Annotated in this window: 20 protein-coding genes; 6 read left to right on the forward strand and 14 right to left on the reverse strand. The window is 54.5% G+C overall.

The features are described from left to right. The first annotated feature begins 5 nt into the window (after positions 1-5). The 3 genes from VI01_RS12465 (at position 6) to VI01_RS12475 (ending at position 2,404) form a co-directional block, all read left to right on the forward strand. Entirely contained in the window at positions 6-830 is an 825-nt protein-coding gene (locus VI01_RS12465; protein WP_045815375.1) for a carbohydrate ABC transporter permease, read from the forward strand. A 2-nt stretch (positions 831-832) separates the two neighbouring features. Further along, complete coding sequence (locus VI01_RS12470) at positions 833-1,900, forward strand: ABC transporter ATP-binding protein (RefSeq protein WP_045815376.1); 1,068 nt, start codon at positions 833-835, stop codon at positions 1,898-1,900. A 120-nt stretch (positions 1,901-2,020) separates the two neighbouring features. Next, a complete protein-coding gene (locus tag VI01_RS12475) occupies positions 2,021-2,404 on the forward strand; it encodes a RidA family protein (protein WP_045815377.1) in 384 nt (127 codons plus the stop codon). 35 nt (positions 2,405-2,439) lie between these two features. On the opposite strand, the gene VI01_RS12480 is transcribed toward VI01_RS12475, so the two are convergent. From VI01_RS12480 to VI01_RS12540, 13 genes are all read right to left on the reverse strand, one after another. Continuing rightward, complete coding sequence (locus VI01_RS12480; protein ID WP_045815378.1) at positions 2,440-2,946, reverse strand: flavin reductase family protein; 507 nt, start codon at positions 2,944-2,946, stop codon at positions 2,440-2,442. Then, positions 2,943-3,968, reverse strand: coding sequence for an aldo/keto reductase (locus tag VI01_RS12485; RefSeq protein WP_045815379.1), 1,026 nt, complete (start codon positions 3,966-3,968; stop codon positions 2,943-2,945). The genes VI01_RS12480 and VI01_RS12485 overlap by 4 nt, the downstream gene beginning before the upstream one ends. A 57-nt stretch (positions 3,969-4,025) precedes the next feature. Next, complete coding sequence (locus VI01_RS12490) at positions 4,026-4,427, reverse strand: RidA family protein (protein WP_045815380.1); 402 nt, start codon at positions 4,425-4,427, stop codon at positions 4,026-4,028. A gap of 27 nt (positions 4,428-4,454) precedes the next feature. Further along, a complete protein-coding gene (locus VI01_RS12495; protein ID WP_045815381.1) occupies positions 4,455-5,396 on the reverse strand; it encodes an ABC transporter permease in 942 nt (313 codons plus the stop codon). After that, positions 5,378-6,475, reverse strand: a complete 1,098-nt coding sequence (locus tag VI01_RS12500) for an ABC transporter permease (RefSeq protein WP_045815382.1) — start codon at positions 6,473-6,475, stop codon at positions 5,378-5,380. Before VI01_RS12500 ends, VI01_RS12495 begins: the two co-directional genes overlap by 19 nt. Continuing rightward, positions 6,468-7,976, reverse strand: a complete 1,509-nt coding sequence (locus tag VI01_RS12505; protein WP_045815383.1) for an ABC transporter ATP-binding protein — start codon at positions 7,974-7,976, stop codon at positions 6,468-6,470. Before VI01_RS12505 ends, VI01_RS12500 begins: the two co-directional genes overlap by 8 nt. A 3-nt stretch (positions 7,977-7,979) precedes the next feature. Further along, on the reverse strand, positions 7,980-8,945 hold the full coding sequence (locus VI01_RS12510; protein WP_231638522.1) for a BMP family protein: 966 nt from the start codon (positions 8,943-8,945) through the stop codon (positions 7,980-7,982). Between the two features lie 44 nt (positions 8,946-8,989). Next, complete coding sequence (locus VI01_RS12515) at positions 8,990-10,114, reverse strand: LLM class flavin-dependent oxidoreductase (protein ID WP_045815385.1); 1,125 nt, start codon at positions 10,112-10,114, stop codon at positions 8,990-8,992. An 18-nt stretch (positions 10,115-10,132) separates the two neighbouring features. Then, positions 10,133-10,936 carry an alpha/beta fold hydrolase gene (locus VI01_RS12520; RefSeq protein WP_045815386.1) on the reverse strand — a complete coding sequence of 268 codons (804 nt, stop codon included), beginning with the start codon at positions 10,934-10,936 and terminating at the stop codon, positions 10,133-10,135. A gap of 230 nt (positions 10,937-11,166) precedes the next feature. Then, a complete protein-coding gene (locus VI01_RS12525; RefSeq protein WP_045815387.1) occupies positions 11,167-12,054 on the reverse strand; it encodes a LysR family transcriptional regulator in 888 nt (295 codons plus the stop codon). Positions 12,055-12,372: 318 nt separating this feature from the next. Continuing rightward, positions 12,373-13,578, reverse strand: a complete 1,206-nt coding sequence (locus VI01_RS12530) for an ImmA/IrrE family metallo-endopeptidase (RefSeq protein ID WP_045815388.1) — start codon at positions 13,576-13,578, stop codon at positions 12,373-12,375. A 12-nt stretch (positions 13,579-13,590) separates the two neighbouring features. Then, entirely contained in the window at positions 13,591-14,262 is a 672-nt protein-coding gene (locus VI01_RS12535; RefSeq protein ID WP_052697002.1) for a hypothetical protein, read from the reverse strand. Positions 14,263-14,408: 146 nt separating this feature from the next. After that, positions 14,409-14,870 carry an Lrp/AsnC family transcriptional regulator gene (locus VI01_RS12540; protein WP_045815389.1) on the reverse strand — a complete coding sequence of 154 codons (462 nt, stop codon included), beginning with the start codon at positions 14,868-14,870 and terminating at the stop codon, positions 14,409-14,411. Between the two features lie 159 nt (positions 14,871-15,029). On the opposite strand from VI01_RS12540, the gene VI01_RS12545 reads away from it, so the two are divergent. After that, positions 15,030-15,452, forward strand: a complete 423-nt coding sequence (locus VI01_RS12545; RefSeq protein ID WP_045815390.1) for a DUF2000 domain-containing protein — start codon at positions 15,030-15,032, stop codon at positions 15,450-15,452. Here the strand turns inward: VI01_RS12545 and VI01_RS12550 are convergent. Next, positions 15,449-16,351, reverse strand: a complete 903-nt coding sequence (locus VI01_RS12550) for an AraC family transcriptional regulator (RefSeq protein ID WP_045815391.1) — start codon at positions 16,349-16,351, stop codon at positions 15,449-15,451. The two genes, VI01_RS12545 and VI01_RS12550, sit on opposite strands and share 4 nt — an antisense overlap. Positions 16,352-16,450: 99 nt before the next feature. Between VI01_RS12550 and VI01_RS12555 the strand changes: the two genes are divergently transcribed. Both VI01_RS12555 and VI01_RS12560 read left to right on the forward strand, forming a co-directional pair. After that, positions 16,451-17,197, forward strand: a complete 747-nt coding sequence (locus VI01_RS12555; RefSeq protein ID WP_045815392.1) for an SDR family oxidoreductase — start codon at positions 16,451-16,453, stop codon at positions 17,195-17,197. A 303-nt stretch (positions 17,198-17,500) separates the two neighbouring features. After that, entirely contained in the window at positions 17,501-17,911 is a 411-nt protein-coding gene (locus VI01_RS12560) for a GNAT family N-acetyltransferase (protein ID WP_369801874.1), read from the forward strand. Positions 17,912-17,920 lie beyond the last annotated feature (9 nt).

Here is a 17,920-nt window from a genome sequence, read left to right on the forward strand (position 1 = left end):
GCGAAATGAAACTGTTACCGATGATTGGCCACCGCGTGAGCATTGCACTCTACCTGCTGTTTGCCCTGTTTCCGCTCTACTGGATCATTAAGATTTCGGTTACGCCGGATAAGCTGCTGTTAAGCCAGGGCGTAACACTGTTGCCCGGCGGCTTCACCTTAGGCCACTTTCAAAAAGTGCTGACCGACAGTGATTTCCCCACCTTCTTCAGCAATAGCCTGATCGTCTCTTTCAGCACCGCATTCCTGACCACGCTGATTGCTGCCGGTTCCGGCTATGCATTTTCGCGTTTTCACTTTCGCGGCAAGATGGTGATGGCGGCGCTGCTGTTGTTCACGCAGATGTTCCCGCTGGTGATGATCATCGCCCCGATTTATCGCGTCATGGCTCCGCTCGGCCTGACCAACAGTCTGTTGGGTTTGGTGCTGATTTACACCGCCTTTAACGTCCCATTTGCCACCTTTTTGATGCAGTCATTCTTTGATGCCATTCCAAAAGATCTGGAAGAGTCGGCGATGCTGGAAGGCTGCACGCGTTTTCAGGCGCTGTATCGGGTGCTGGTCCCGCTGACGTTACCCGGAATGGCCGCGACGCTCGGCTTTGTGTTTACCGCGGCATGGAGCGAACTGCTGTTCTCGCTAATGCTGATCAACAAAAACGAAGTGATGACCTTCCCGGTGGGATTACTCAGCTTCGTTTCCAAATTTGCCGTTTCATGGGGTGAAATGATGGCCGCAGCCGTAATGGCGCTGATTCCTGCCTGTCTGTTCTTCGCCTTTATTCAACGATATCTGGTTCAGGGTCTGACCGCTGGCGCGGTTAAGGGGTAAACATGGCAGAAATTACACTGGCGCAGATCGACAAACGCTACGGCAATGTTGAAGTCCTGCGCGATATCAACCTCACCATTAACGATGGTGAATTCGTGGTGCTGGTGGGACCGTCTGGCTGTGGCAAATCCACCTTGCTGCGCACCATTGCCGGGCTTGAACTGGCGAGCAGCGGCGATCTCCGCATCGGAAAACGACTAATGAATGATGTCGCCCCGAAAGATCGTGATATCTCAATGGTATTTCAGAGTTACGCGCTTTATCCGCATCTGACCGTAGCGCGCAATATGGGCTTTAGCCTCGAAATTCAGAAACGTCCGCGTGCGGAGATTGAGGAGAAAGTGAAGCGTGCCGCGGATATCCTTAATCTTTCACACCTGCTGGATCGTCGACCAAAAGAACTGTCGGGCGGACAGCGACAACGTGTGGCGATGGGACGTGCGATCGTGCGCCAGCCGCAGGTGTTTCTATTTGATGAACCGCTCTCCAATCTGGATGCACAACTGCGCGGCAAGATGCGCGTCGAGATTAAACGCCTGCATCAGCAGATGAACAACACCATCGTGTATGTCACGCACGATCAGGTTGAGGCGATGACGCTGGCAGACCGGATTGTGGTGCTGAACCACGGGGTGATCCAGCAGGTGGGGACGCCATTGGAGCTGTATGACACTCCGGCCAATAAGTTTGTTGCCAGCTTTATCGGTTCACCGTCCATGAACTTTATCAATGGCGTTGTCACGACAAACGGCGTACGCATCGGCGACAGCGCGCTGTTGCCCGCTAACCCGGCATGGGCCAATCAGCCTGAAGGGCGTGAAGTCATTTATGGCATCAGACCTGAAAACATTGCACTGGCTTCAGCAGGTGCTCCACACGCGCTGCCAATGGAGGTTTCACTCGTCGAACCCACCGGTTTATCCGAGCTGATCCACGGCAGCTTATTCGGGCATGAGGTGATGCTGTTTACCACCCAACGTTCCGGGGCCGCAGCGGGCGATGTGATCGCCGTTGAAGTGGACTATGCGCGTGCGATGCTGTTCGATGCTGCATCACAAAAGCGTTTGTAACCGCCGCCGTGTTGCTTTAGTGGCAACACGGCGTTGCCGGGATACCTTTACCCGCTCATCTGCGCGGGTGATAGCCTTGAGGCGAAAACATTCGCCAACGAAACAGGGTTAAGGAGCGTTATGAGCATTATCAATCCCGCCGGTCTAAAGGTGCGCAGCTATTATAATCACGTCAAAATTCGTCCCGGTACGCCGGTTTTCCCGACCGGGCAAGTCGCGTGGGATGCAGAGGGAAACGTGGTCGGCATTGGAAACATGCAACAGCAGGTCGAGCAGGTATATGCCAATATCGATCGTTTGCTGGAGGGCTTGGGTGCACAGCGCGACTGGATTGTGCGCACCACCACTTATGTCACCGATCTGGCACTGGTGCCGCACATTCATCCGGTGCGCCAGCGCTTCTTTGCCGGGCTTGAGTTGCCTGCCAGCACGCTGTTTCAGATCGCTGCGCTCGCCGAGCCGGAATTATTGCTGGAAATTGATGTGGTGATTATGCTGCCTTGAGAGTAACGGGAGGTGGTAAACCTCCCGTTCATTGGTTACAGCGTAGCGAGTTGATGAAACCCACGATCGTGATACACCATCGGTTGCGCATCCGTGTTCGGATGCACCACTTCGGTCACTTCGCCAAGAAAGATGGCATGCGTATGCCAGTCAACGGTATTAACCAACTTGCAGCTAAAGGCCACCAGCGCGTCCGCCGCCACTGGCGAACCCTCAGCATCTTGCTGCCACTCACCCGTTGCAAACCGTTCCGCACGACGCGCTGCCGTACTGAAAATATCCACTAATCCCAGCGCATCAGCCGCCAATACGTTGACGCAAAAATGGCCGCTGCGCTGGATGAGTTCAAACATTGAGGCATGACGATTGACGCACACCAACAATGTGGGGGGCTCAGCGCTGACCGACGTCACCGCCGTGGCGATCATCCCGCCCGGCTGTTGTTGATCAGCACTGGTAATCAGGCAAACGCCCGCCGCCAGCTGGCGCATACCGCCGCGATAAGCATCAGCGATGCCCGGCATCAGAAGTGAATCCGTCATTGTGCACCTGCTGCAAATTGACCGACGATGCGGCCTTCAATCGGATGATGGGGGTCGACCGGACCGAGGCTGGTGCCTTTACCCGGTGACACCAGACGGTCGCAGAACACTTCATCTTCTTCGGACCACGGACAATCCAGCGCGGCAACGCCCTCACGCCACTGTTCAAACGTGCGCGGTCCCACCAGCGTGCTGGTCACAAGTTGATTGCGCATGACCCATTGTTGCGCGAAATGCGCGGGTTGGCGGCCGGTGCGTTCGGCATAGGTCGCTAACTCACTGGCCATCTGCAACGACTCTGGACGCCATTCGGCTTCCAGCATGCGCGGATCGGCGCGCCCGGCACGACTGGTGCTGTCCGGGGCTTCGCCTACCCTATATTTGCCGGTGAGAATGCCGCGCGCCAGCGGGCTATAACATACGGTGCCAACGCCAAAAAAGGCAGCTGAAGGCAGAATCTCCACCTCAGCCTCGCGGTTGGCGAGGTTGTACAGCGGCTGGGTGGCAATCGGCCCGGCAATACCCGCTTCATGCGCCAGGCGCACGGTTTCCGCCAGGCGCCAGGCTTTAAAATTTGATACAGCAAAGTAGCCGATCTTCCCTTCGCGGATCAGGTCGGCAAAGGCCAGTACCATCTCCTCGAGCGGTGCGGCGAAATCGGCTTTATGCATGTAAAGTACGTCGATGTAATCGGTGCCAATACGCGTCAGTGACCCGTGCACGGCCTCGCGAATCCATTTGCGCGACATGCCGCGCTGATTCGGACCCTCTCCCATCGGATTGCCCACTTTCGTCGCCAGCACCCAACGATGTCGATCGGCCGCGAGGGCACGTCCGACTACACGTTCGGATTCGCCTTTGTTATACATATCGGCGGTATCGATGAAGTTGACCCCGCTGGCACTGGCATCGGCGATAATGCGCTGAGCTGTGGCTTCATCGGTGGCCCCACCAAACATCATGGAACCCAGGCAGATTTCGGACACTTTTAGCCCGCTACGCCCGAGATAACGGTATTGCATGCAAACATCCTCAATAGAGAGTGGTATTCAGTGAGGAGCGGCCCTGGAGCCGCCCCTTTATGCGGGGATCACCGCCGTGGTGGCGATCTCAACCAGAAACTCCGGTCGTACCATCTCCAGCTTGACGCAGAAACGCGCGGGTAAAATCGCCGGGAAATAGCTGACGTAGATTTCATTGAACTTGTGGTAATCCTCCAGATTGCGCAGGAAGATCTGATTCATCACCACGTGATCCATGCTGCTGCCTGCCGACTCCAGTACCACTTTGATACTGTCGAGCACGCGGCGTGTTTGCACTTCAATATCGCCCACGCCCACCAGGCCACCATCAATGGGATCGGTCGACAACATGCCGGCCACATACACGTGATTGCCTGCTTTCACGCCCCAGTTCAGGTGGTTAAGGCCTGTGGCGGTTTTGCCGATAATCCAGCCTTCGGGATTGATTGCCTGATTCATCTGTCACTCCTGTTAGTTAAAAATGGATTAACGTCCGTTGCCGCGCAGGAACGGGCGCCCTAAATCACCCGGCGCGGCGCCCGCTTTGCCCATCATGATCCAGGCGATGAGCGCAACGGCAAACGGCATCGCCATCAGCAACGATGGCGCAATGTTGACGCCCAAATACTGCCCCTGGAACTGCAGGGCTTCGAGCAGACCCAGCACCATCGCGACCAGCAGCACGCGCAGCGGCATCCAGCGCGCAAAGAGGGTAATGGCGATGGCCAGATAGCCGCGACCGGCGGTCATGTTGTCAACGAAGGTGCCACCGGACGCCACGATGCACAGATACGCGCCGCCCAGCCCCGCCATCAGCCCGGTAAACAAGGTCGCGCTGAAACGGATACGCAATACCGAATGCCCGGCAGCATCAGCGGCCAGCGCATTTTCGCCGACCGCACGCAATAACAACCCCGTGCGGCTGAAACGCAAAACGCCCCACAGCACCACGGCCACCAGCACCGCGAGATAAAACACCGGGCTTTGGGAAAACAGCGCGCGTCCTACCACCGGCAGATCGGACAATCCCGGCAGTTTCAGCATAGATACCGCACGCATCGAACCTGCTGGCGGTGCACCGCTCAGCCACAGCTGACGCATCAGCGAAGTCGCACCAATGGCAAACAGGTTGAAACCAATGCCCATTACGATTTGGTTAGCACGCGCGACCACCGTGCCCAATGCCAGCAGCAGCGCCGCCACACACCCACCGAACATGCCCACGCCCAGCGCCAGCACGGGCGATCCGCTCCACATCAGCCCGAGCGCGGAACTTGCCGCGCCAAACAGCATTAATCCTTCCAGCCCGATGGTGAACACACCCGCGCGCTCAGAGAGGGTTTCCCCCAATGCTGCCAGCAACACAGGCACACACAGCCTCAACCCCCCAGCCAGAAACAGCGCCAGAGTTACAGTGTTGAATTCCATACCGGCCTCCCTTTCACCAGCATCACGCCACTTAACACCGCCAGAATCAGAATCGGCATACCCCCCAGCACATCCGCCAGCGCGGCCGGAATCGAGAAGGTACTTTGCAACGCCAGCGCCGCACTGTTAATCGCACCGAAATAGAGGGAGACGATCACCGCTCCGATTGGCTGTAATCCAGCGAGAAATGACACCGCCAGCCCTTCAAAACCCAGCCCGGATGAGAAACCATCAATCAGGCGATACTGCACGCCGAGCACTTCAAAGGTGCCCGCCAGCCCGCTGACCGCCCCGGAAATCGCCATGCTTGAGAGCACGGTTTTGGCGGCTGACTGCCCCTGTAATTTCACAAAGCGAGGACTCTGTCCGCTGGCCCGCAGCTTGAGACCAAACGCGGTATGATTGAGCATGACCCACACCCCCAGCGCGATCAGCAGTGCGAGGAAGACGCCAGCGTGCAATCGCGCGCCCTCAATCAATGGCTGAAACACCCCATCAGCAGGAATTTGCGCGGACATATTGAAGTTGGAGCCCAGCGGACGCATCGGGCCCTGAACCAGATATTTCAGCGTGTAGATGGCGATAAAATTCATCATTAGTGTGACGATAATTTCATCCACGCCGCGCCACACTTTCAGCAGCGCAGGAATCGCGCCCCAGAAGGCCCCACACAGTGCACCGCTCAGGATGGCGAAGGGAAGCAGCGCGGGCCCCAGATCACCGAAGGCGAGGAATGGCAGCATGGCACCAATCGCCCCCATCTGCAGTTGCCCTTCACCGCCGAGGTTGAACATGCCTCCCCGAATGGCGATTAATGCGCCCAGCGCGACCAGCAGGCGCGGCGTCATAAACACCAGCGTGTCGGAGAGCGCACGCACCGAACCGAACGCGCCGTCAAAGGCGGTGCTTATCGCCCCTTGCAGCGGCACGCCCAGCGCGGTGATTAAAGCCAGCCCCAGAATCAGGGACCCGATAAAAGCACTCAACGTGACCCAAAGCGATCGTGAAGCGCTCAGCTGCGCTAATGCCCGACGCAATCCGGCGCGGGTCTCGGTTAAGGCGCTTAATGATTCAGACATGGACTTCTCCTGCACCTTGTAAAGACAGACTACGACCCGATGTCATCAGCGTGCCGATGCGTTCAATATTCATTGCTTCACCCGTGACTTCGCCTGTTATCCGCCCACCGTTCATCACCACAATGCGATCCGAAACGCGAATCAGCTCCTCGATATTGGAGGAGATAATCAGCACCGAGATACCCGCATCGGCGGCATCGGCCAGCCGCATCAGCACGGCTTCGGCGGCGGCCAAATCCAGCCCGCGCGTGGGTTGATACACCACGATGATCGAGGCGTCCTGCGCCATGGCGCGCGCAACGACGATTTTTTGCTGATTACCGCCCGATAACGATCGGGCCGGGCTGGCGTGTGAATGCGTACGAATGTCGGACTGGTCGATCATCTCGCAGGCGCGCTGCGCAATCGCTGAGTGGTCGAGCAGCCCGAAGCGGCGATAGTGTCCCTGCATGATGTCGGGATAGAGCAGATTGTGTGATACCGGCAGATCGAGGGATAACCCTTCGTGATGGCGGTCTTGTGGCACCAGCGCCAGCGTGACCTGTGCATCACTGCGCTGAATTTCACCGCTGTGCGGAACCGACTCCCCGGCCAGTAGCGCAAACAGTTCGCTTTGACCATTGCCTTCCACACCCGCTACGCCCACCACTTCGCGCGCTGCTAACCTGAGGTTAATGTCATGCAAACCCGGCGAGCCGCTGCCGGGGCGCACATTCACCCCTTGAATTTTCAGCTGTTCTCCACCCGCGAGACGCTGCGCGCCCAATCGTGTACCGCTGCTAACAGTGCGGCCCACAATTTTCTCGACCAGCTGTTCTGCGCTGCACGCCGCCGTCAGCCCGCTGCCGTTGGTTTTACCGCGACGCAACACCGTATAGCGATCGGCGTGTGCCAGCACTTCATCGACATTGTGCGTGACCACCGCCACCGCCGTGCCTCTATCGCTGATGCGGCGCAACGTGGCGTAAAGTGCGCGGATTTCAACCGGAGTGAGAATGGTGGAGGGCTCATCCAGCAGTAACACGCGCGTGTCATTCACCAGCGCCTTAAGGATTTCCACCCGCTGCTGTAATGCCAGCGGTAAATGACCCACAATCGCGTTAGGGTCGAGATCCACGCCATAACGCTGCATGAAATCGCGCACCCCTGCGTGACGCCGTAACGTTTTTCGCTGTGCACCGCGCGCCACCAGCGCCAGATTCTCGGCCACGCTAAACGGTGCCACCAGCTTGAAGTGCTGATGCACCATACCAATACCATTGGCGATGGCATCAGCCGGTCGCCGATGAATCACCTGCCGTCCGCCCATCAGTACCCCGCCTGCGCTGGGTTCGTGCACGCCGTACAGAATGTTCATCAACGTGGATTTGCCCGCTCCGTTCTCCCCCAACAGCGCATGGATCTCACCAGGAAACAGCGACAGTGACACGTTTTCCAGCGCCACGAAGCCGTTGGGATAGCGCTTCGAAACATGATCGAGTTCGATTAGCGGGCTGCTCATGCCTTACTCCTCAATCTTCACTTTGCCGGACTTCAGATCGGCGATGACCTGGAATACTTTGTCCTGCACGGATTTGTCGACGTGCGCAAAGGGCGTCGATAACGTCCAGCCATTGGTGGAGAGGTTCTCGGTGATGATGCGGTTGCCTAATTGGTGATCGGCATAATGCTTGCCGATATCCGCGTAGGATTTATCAAAGTTCATCACCGTTGAGGTCATGATGGAGTTCGGGAAGGATTTGGATTGATCGGTGTAGGAACCGATGGTCAACACGCCCTCCTCATCTGCCGCCTGCTGGATGCCCGCGTCAGCGGTATCTGCAGAAGGAATGACAAAGTCAGCGCCGCGTGCGATGGCGCCAGTGGCAATCTCTTTGGCACGCGCGACATCGGTAAACGAACCGACATAAGCAGAATTCACCTGCACTTTGGGGTTCACGTAAGCAGCGCCTTTCTTGATGAACTGCACGGTGCGTTCAGCGGACGGAATCGGTTCACCGCTGATTACCGCGATGTGCCCGTTTTTGCTGGCACTGGCAGCTAACGCGCCCAGCACAAAGCCATACTCATCCCAATCCACGGACCACGCCGAGTAGTTTGGCAAGTTGGAGGTGGAACCTTCATAGGAATACAACACGAACTGCGTGTTTGGGAACGAAGGGGCAACTTCTTTGATGGCCGCAGAATAACCGGAAGAGTGCGCGATAATTAACTTCACGCCATCCGAGGCCAGCTGACGTAACACTGACGGTGCGGCTTCATAGGTGGTGTGCTCAAGATAGCTAGGCGCAAATCCCTCTTTCGTCGCCATCGACTTAAACGCGGCATACCCGGCCATATCCCACGAGCCCTGCGTGACGGTTTGTGTAAATAACGCCGCCACACGCGGTTTGCTCTCATCCGCCTGAAGTGCACTGCTCGCCAATACCGCAGCCACAGCAACAGCCATCATCATCTTTATTCTCATCATTTGACTCCCGGTAAAGTGATTTACGTTTTGGCAGGGGAATTCCCCTACGAAGCGGTCATGGATTTTTGATAGGCACGGGCATGGGTATTCACGCCGTGGTGCTCCAGCACTTCCAGTACGTCGGTGCCGACAATGCGCAGGTCATCGATAAAGTCCGGCACGATTACCGTCACACCATCCAGTTGCGCACCCTTCACAATCGCCGCCAGCTTGTTGCCGATGGTTTCCGCTGAACCCACCAGCGCGGCACGTGTCATGGAGTTACGCTGTTCCCCCTGTGAAACAAAGCGCTGCGCCATGGTGTTCTGTTTAAAGCTCTTGTCACCGGAGTATTCACGCGTTTGGTTATCGAGCGCGATGGTGTCGACACCGGCGTCATACAGCGCCACACGTTCACGCGCTTCTGCATCGGTGGCGCCCGGGACGATGGTGAACAAGCCGTAGGTTTTGAAATCCGGCTTGCCTTGCTGCAAGGCCAGTTCTTTGGCACGCAGCCCGGTTTTGATGAAGTCATCGTGGTCAGAACCCAGCATGAAACTGCCGGTGCAGTGCTCCATGGTGAACAGGAAACCGCGATCCGACGCGCCTGCGCAGATGATCGGCGGCGGCGAAACCGGTTTAGGATTCGACATGCAGTCGGTCAATTGATAATGCTTGCCCTGATGATCAACACGATCCTCCGTCCACAAACGCTTCAGCACCGTCAACCACTCAGCGGCCAACTCATAGCGCTCGGCATGGTCGAGATCCATCCACAAACCCATCTGCCCCTGATCGGTAGGATTCGAGCCAGATACGATGTTGAGGCCAAAACGTCCTTTGGAGATTTGATCCAACACGGCGCTCATTTTGGCGACCACCGCAGGGTGAAACACTATGGTGTGCACCGTGCCCCAAACACCAATCCGGCTGGTGGCTTCGGCCAGGCCCGCCATGGTGGTTAAACTTTCCAGCGTGACGTCCCAGTGTTGCGAAGGACCGCCGTAACCGCGCCACTTCGCCATCGACAGGGCAAAATCAAACCCCAACTGCTCCGCCAGAATCGTCACTTGTTTGTTGTAGTCGTAAGTGGCAGGCAACTGCGGGCTGGTTGTTGAGGTGATCCAACCGCCGTTACCTACCGGCAGAAAGACACCGAACTCCACATTGCGTTGATCAGAATGGCTCATGTGACACTCCTTCATTCATTACGCTGACGCGTGAATGCCCGCGAGAAACTCGAGCGTAATTTGGTTGAATAATGACGTTTCGCTTTCGGAGAAGCTGTGACCACCCTGCGGCACAATTTTCAGTTCTGCGCCGGGGATGTGTTGCGCCAGAAAGCGAGACTGATAAGGCGGCGTGAGAATGTCATCCTCTGCACACAACACCAGCGTTGGCGTTTGAATGGCTGCCAGGTGCGCGGTGGCGTCATGCGCCATAATGGCGTCAATACGGCTGAGCACCACATCACGCGCGGGAAAACGGGTTGCTGAGGCCAGCAGCCCCGGCGACAGGGTCTCCGCATGGGTTTTGATATGCTCAGGCGGATACAGGAACAGCGCGCTACCGTGCACATACTCTTCCATGGTGCTGCCGAGCAGCAACGCACGGCGCATACGGAAGCACCAGTTAAAATGTTTATCTGATTTTGCCCAACTGGCATATTGCACCATGCCGGAGAGCAAGCCAGGCTGACGCGCGGCCAGCAGTTGGCCAATCGCCCCACCGGTTGAATGACCAATCAACGCAGGTCTCTCCAGTTTCAGTGCAGCAATCAGCGCCAACAAATCCTCGACCAACGTCTCGATACTGTAGGGCCCAGCGGGATGATCTGAGCTGCCTGCACCGCGTTGATCGTAAGTCACCACGGTGTAGTGCTGCGCAAAAGCCGCCAGTTGCGGCTGCCAGTACGCGGCCGTGCCGCCGAGTCCTGACACAAAAATAAGCGCCGGACCTGTTCCCTCGATGTTGTAGTGCGTTCGAATTCCGTTAGTCATGATGTCCGGCATGTTTTTCCCCTGGTTGGCGACAAGCATTCACTTCTGATGTGTAAACTCTGCGATGGAAAATAAATACCACGCTATTTCGGGCTATCAGTAATACCGAATGCAGCACGCCGTGTTGCCACTTTTAGAACACAAAAAACCAACTCATTAACCCGGTCAATTTCCTCATTTTTTGATTTATGGATAAGAGATGGTTATGACGAAAACGGCGAAAATCACAGAAGAAAGCGTGATTAATTAAATTCCCGGCACACATGTTTTAGAAATTGATGAGCCGCAAAAGAGAGTGTGCGGTCGCGGTGGACACATATTTCAATGTTGGCTGATTCCATCGCCTCATTATCGATGGGAATAGCGCGCAACATATTTTGTTCGATTTCGCGGACGGCGATCTGCTTTGGACCGATGGTCAGAGTGCGCCCGGCAATCGCCATGGCTTTGGTGAGTTCGAGGTTATTGGTATTCACGATGGAGTGCGGATGCAGATGCAGGCTGCGCGTCACTTTATCGAAGGTTTGCCGCATACCAAAACTGGAAACCGGCAATGCAATCGGATAAAAACAAATATCCTCGAGGCTCAAAGATTGATGTTGTGCCAGTGGATGACCGGGTGAAACCAGGCACTGAATGGGTGCAGCACAGCGTTTAATCACTTCTATTCCTGGGCGGTCGCCCATATTAAACACAATACCGATATCAATTTCGTCCCGAATTATCGCTTCAATAGTGCGATCGGATGATTCGCTGTTAATGGAAAACTGTATTGCCGGATAGTTTTCATTAAAGTCCGTCATAATGCGCGGCAGAATGGCCTGCACCACCGCTTCAATGACCCATATTTTCACTTCACCTTCACGCAAGCCTTTTAAATTTTTTATCGACTCATGAATACGATCGAGATCGCGACACATCTTGCGTGTGAAACCCTCAAGCAATGTGCCCGCTGGCGTTAAACGAATCCCCGTATTGGTGCGTTCCAGCAACATCACGCCGAGCGTGTGCTCCAGCAGAGCAATCTGCCGACTGATCGCGGATGGCGCTACGTGCAAGCGATCTGCGGCGCGGCGTATCGATCCAGTCGCAGCGACTTCATTGAAATATTTGTAGGTATTCAGATTCACAGCCTTCTCCAGCAAGTCACGGCATTGATCGCTAGTGAAGATGCAAGAGTTATTCCAGGCGCTGGCTGGCGGGGAAACGCAACGATACGATTGATGACCTGCTGTCATTGCCGAAGCCTGAGTGGAATCCGCCAGATCCGTTTCTGACGATGGGCGTGAACTTCACACTGCGCCGTGGCATGCATAATGCGGGGCTAGAGGCGTAATCATCCCCGACATTGAAAAGGCGCACCCTTTTACGGCGCGCCTTTAGTTGTGGACTTGTTAAATGGGTCTTGCCGTTTGAGTATTGAGATGAAGATAAAGGTGGACTCAACTTTAACTCGGGGATTTATGATCAAAGATACTTATCACGTTATCCACCGGTTGATCGCTGCTAAGGCTGTCGCTTTTCACTTTCAATTTAGGCGTTAGCTTCAATATGGCCGTGTCGGACAACGCATTTTTTGGCAAAGATAATAGCTTCTCGATATCTTTCTGAGCCATGTTTAATGAAGAAACAAAACTCTGCTTAGAATATATTCCCTCGTCCAGCAGCAGTTGTAAGCTGCGCGGCAACAATCTCACCGATTCCGGTTCACGCTGATCGTCAAGGGGCTCCCCTTTACGCCAACCCCGCGCCGACATCTGCTTATAGAGTCGTTGATACTCAACATCCGTAATCAATTGCAATTCTTTTGCACGAACCATCATTGCCTGGGCTGACATCCCCCATCGCTGCTTTAACGCGACAAAATTTTCTAAAGTGGGATTGGGCGGTAATTCTACGGCAAAGGCTTCTTCTGGCAACATAAAGCTGGCTGCAAATTTATGTGCCTGGGCTTCAATTGGCTTGAAATTCACCGAATCCAAACGCCGAATGAAACGGTGCAATACCAGGTGCCCAAGCTCATGGGCGGCATCGAAACGGCTGCGATAAAAATTATTCTTATCGGCTGCGAGGATGATGTAAGGACGCTGTTCACGCTCGTTCCATTGTGAATAGCCATCCATGACAACGCTGCCTTGCTCAAAGCGCGAACAAATAATGCCGGCGTTTTCAATGACCAGCAACAAATCGCTAAGAGGGGCTAAGCCCAACCCCCATAATTTCCGGCATCGACTCGCCATAATTTCAATCATTTGATCGTCAATCTGGCGATGATCGATGACGTCCAGGTAGGGAATATTCACTGAAGGAAAATCGAGATCGTGCTGCAAATGCAATGTGATTTCCTGTAACCACTCCATGTAACGGTCAGACGCGGCGCACAAATCTTTGGCTGTTGTTGCCAGCGTGCGGAAAAACACTGGATTGTTTTCGTGACGCGACATCGGCTTGGTAAACCAGGTCATTGGGCATTCCAACACGTTAGAGAGCGTCAACAGGGCTTCTGCATCCGGCGAATGAAAGCCCTGCTCCCACTTAGTAATTGTCGAGGGGGATCGCTCAACCAAACGCCCGAGATTAATTTTTGACAAACCTCTCGCTTCACGCATCTGCGTCAATCGGTTTGGTTCAAAGCCCGCAATACCCACTCTCATTTGTTCACCACACTAACCTTCTTGTTGTTTCAAGCGCTTCTTTAATTGTGGAATAGCTAAATCCGGCACCTCTGGCGCGAATTCGGTTTGATTGTATAACGCTAAGACATTGCGTATCGATTGGTTGTAATGATAGTTCTTCAGATTGGTAAAAGGGACGGTTACACGTAAATCGAGCATCTCTTCCTGAGGGCGAGAAAATGGAGGGTTTACATTAACGATGAGCACCCCGAGAGTACCATCAGGGAACGATTGTTGCGTCTGTTCCTGAAAGAAATCGGGAGTAAATCCTTCGTATTTGCTATTGAGTTCGGCGATCAACAATCTGTGATTCGCTTTTCTGATGAGGTGTTCATCGTATCTTAAGCCAATACGGCTGACTTTTATCTGACCAGATTGAACGATGTAATAGTTTTCACCTCTAGGTTCAGTAAACGCGTCATCGCAGGATAACCCGCAACTTTTAGCCGCTCGGTAAAACGCAGAATTTAGATAATAATGCCGCGTTTGCGGTAGTAATCGCTTTTTTTGCGGCTGCTCTAATTTTGCAAGAGGACTGTCAATCGATGCGTTTGCATTCGCATAACTTGTAGTGAGTTCATCTTCTAAGCTTAACCAAAACTCTCGATTGAAGTGTGTTGTCAGCAATTTGTTGATACTACTGAAAATCTGCGCGCTTTCCATTTAGCCACCTTAGTTGCGTTAAACGGAATTTATGCTAATTTATTTTCGTTTTGAACGCAATAAAACTGGCATTACATACAGTATATTTTTTAGTTAGTAAGGCTAACCTGTCTGAAATTTAACGTAAAACCTTTAGAGGTTAAGGTTCATTTCAAGGGCAACCCCGTCATCCCTTTCACTTCCTTCAGCACAAACATACTCTGCATCTCTTTAATTCCCGGCAATCGCCGAATAACCGACATCGCAAAGTCGGCATAGGCATCCATATCTGCCGATACCACCTGCAATAAGAAGTCTGCATCGCCGCCAATACTGCAGCAGGAGACCACATTTTCCAGCGCGGTCACTTCTGCTTCAAATTTACGTGCTTCGGCTTCGCTATGACTGTCGATGCTGACACGCACGAACACCATCACATTCAGGCCAATCTTGCGCCGGTTAAGCACGGCGCGATAGCCCTGAATCACCCCATCTTCTTCCAGCTTGCGCACCTTGCGCCAGGTGGGCGATGCCGACAACCCAATCGCATCAGCAAGATCCTGATTCGTCACGCGCGCATCCTGCTGCAAATGTTCCAATATTTGGATGTCTGTCTTGCTTAAACTCATTTTAGGTTAATCCTTTCCATTGATAGCGTTAAACAGGAATATTCATCCTTAATTCATGCTTTTTTCCATGAACTCCGCAAGCACTTTTCTTACTGCCTGCCGCATAATTTTTACCTCAGCCACCATGGCGCTTAATCTCAGTCGCTTACGGAGTTACCCATGCAATTCGATCCTCACCAACATCGCTGCACCCTCATCATCGACAACCAGTTACCGACCGGGCTGGCGCTGAATGCAGCCAGCGTCATCGGTATCAGTTTTGGCAAGTTGGTTGATCATATCGTCGGCCCGGATTTGCAGAGTGAAGATGGATTCAACTATCCCGGTGTGATTTATGCTCCCCTGCCCGTGCTGCTGGCGGAAGGTGACTATCTGCGTGAACTGCAAAAGGCAAGCAACGCGGACCCAGAGATCTTCGCCATGCCGTTTAGTGCGCTGGCGCAGTCTTGTAAAACCTACGAGGAGTATGGCGAGCGAATTGCCAGCGCCCACAGTGACCATATTGAGCTGGTTGCGATTGGTCTGATTGGCCCCAAAAAGAAAATTACTGGTTTGACGGGCAATCTTAAACTGTTCCGCTAGATGTCCCGTTCAGCGGCAAACCATGCGGGCGGTTGCCCCACATAACGGGTGAAGGCCACACTAAACGCACTGGCGGAACGATAGCCGACGCGTTCTGCGACATCCGCTACCGCCATATTTTTGCCGCGCAGTAAATTTTTGGCCAAAGCCATGCGCCAGGTGAGCAGATAGACCATCGGCGCTACACCCACTGCTGCGCGGAAACGCACAAAGAACGCCGAACGGGATAACGCGGAAACTTTGGCTAATTGCGCCACAGTCCAGGGATGCGCCGGGTTGGCGTGAATATCGCGGATGGCGGCTGCCAGACGTTCGTCGGCTAAACCGCTCATCACGCCAGGGCAAGCATTACAGATTGGCATTGAACGCAGCGCCTCGATCAGCAGCAATTCCAGCAAACGTTCCAGTACCACATGGCGAGCAGGACGCTGCGCACGACACTCATCCATCACCAGTTGTACCAGCGTGGTCAACCGTGACTCACCGCGAATATGAATAAATTGGGGTAACAGCGAGACGATTAATCCCGCATCTGGCGCACCAAACTGGCAATAACCAATCAGCGTTTGAACTTCGGCAGGCTGTTGTTGATTGCCGATCCAGAATTCACCGGGGCTGAGCATTTCCGGCAATGTTTCAGGTGCATCGTCTTCGGGTGGCTCGGCACTGCTCATACAGAATTCCCACGCTGCCGGGATCAGGACAAAATCGCCCTGCTCAAGCGGGATCGGTTCATGCCCTTTCATCTTCAACTGACTGCGCCCAGCCAACACCAGGCAGTAAAATGGCTGTCCGGTTTCACTGCGATTTACGCGCCAGCGGCCATTGGCGCGTGCACGTTTGGAAAAGGCCGCCTGAGGTTGCAGTAGTGACACTATCTCAGCAAGGGGATCGATCATTATGGACTCCTGAGAATGAAATGTGGACTTTGCATTGTAGTGAGTCCATCTCGCTGACTCTATAGTGAGCCTCTACCCAATGCAATGCAGGAGTGAAAAATGAAAACGATCCTCATCACCGGCTGTTCTTCTGGCTTCGGAAACGCCACCGCGCTCTATTTCCTGGAACGCGGCTGGAAGGTGATTGCCACTATGCGTCATCCTCGCCCGGCGCTATTCCCGGCTTCGGAAAATTTACGTTTATTGCCGCTGGACGTTTCTAATGCAGACAGTATCAATCGGGCAATCGCGGACGCAGGCGAAATCGACGTGCTGGTGAACAACGCCGGGATTGGTGTGCTGACCTCACTGGAAGGCACGCCGATGTCCACCGTACGCGAAGTGTTTGAGACTAACACGCTGGGCACTATCGCCATGACGCAGGCGGTGCTGCCTCAGTTCCGCGCCAAACGCAGCGGTACGGTGATCAACGTGACGTCCACCGTGACGCTGAAATCCCTGCCGCTGCTGGCGGTGTATACGGGCAGTAAAGCCGCCGTCAACGCGTTTACGGAATCACTGGCGCTAGAGTTGCAGCCGTTTAATGTTAATGTGCGGCTGGTGTTGCCAGGCCTGGCGCCCACCACCGATTTCGGCAAGAACGCCATGCCGCGCATGGAGCAAACCTTCCTCGACGCCTATCAGCCGATGCTGGATGGCATTATGGCGAGCATGCACCAACCGCAGCCTACCACCAAAGCCGACGATGTCGCCGCCGCGATATGGCAAGCAGCCACAGATCCCAACGCACCGATGCGCATTCCCGCCGGGGAAGATGCGGTGGCATTGGCCCACGAGAGCGTTTGAGCATAAAACCTGGTTAATAGCTTACGGCTTGTCAGTTAAGCGGCGGGTGATAACGCAGTCTGGTGCGGTTCAGAGGGGCTCTGGCCCGCACTCCGGCATTCTCACCCACACGAAAATAATTGCCACTTTTAACAGTGGCAGCATTTACAAAACGGCTCTTAACTGGCGAGCATGCAGCAAATAGCCTGGTTCATTCCAGAGTTAGCGGTTATGGTGTTTGACTCACCTGTTAGCCCTGAAGAATGTTCGATGCAGATTCATTGTCTGGCCCAGATGCCAACTTTTTATGATCAAGTGACCCGCATGTTGCATCATGAATGGAGCGAATTGCCTAACTGGCGTGATGAGCAAGTGATTCGCCAGCGCCTCGAATCACGCAATGCCGCTGATGCCCAAACGATGACGCTGTTTGCCGCCACGCACGAAGGCGAATTGATGGCCACCGCCAGCATCATCCATTACGAATTGAGTGACATCCCTGAGCGTGAATTTTGGCTGGGTGAAGTGATCACCGCTCGCGAGCATCGCGGTAAAGGGTTGGCCAGTGCATTAGTGACCCAGCTGATTGCCGAAGCGCGAGCAAAATCGATCCCTGCACTTTGGCTGTATACGCCCGACCAACAAGCCTTGTATCGCCGCTTTGGCTGGCAGGATGTGGACCAGCGAAACATTGCCGATGAGGACGTCACGGTGATGGTGCTGAAACTGGAATAAGGAGCAATC

Origin of the sequence: Pantoea sp. SM3 (assembly GCF_000963995.1) — a bacterium.
GTDB classification, from domain to species: domain Bacteria; phylum Pseudomonadota; class Gammaproteobacteria; order Enterobacterales; family Enterobacteriaceae; genus Pantoea; species Pantoea rwandensis_B.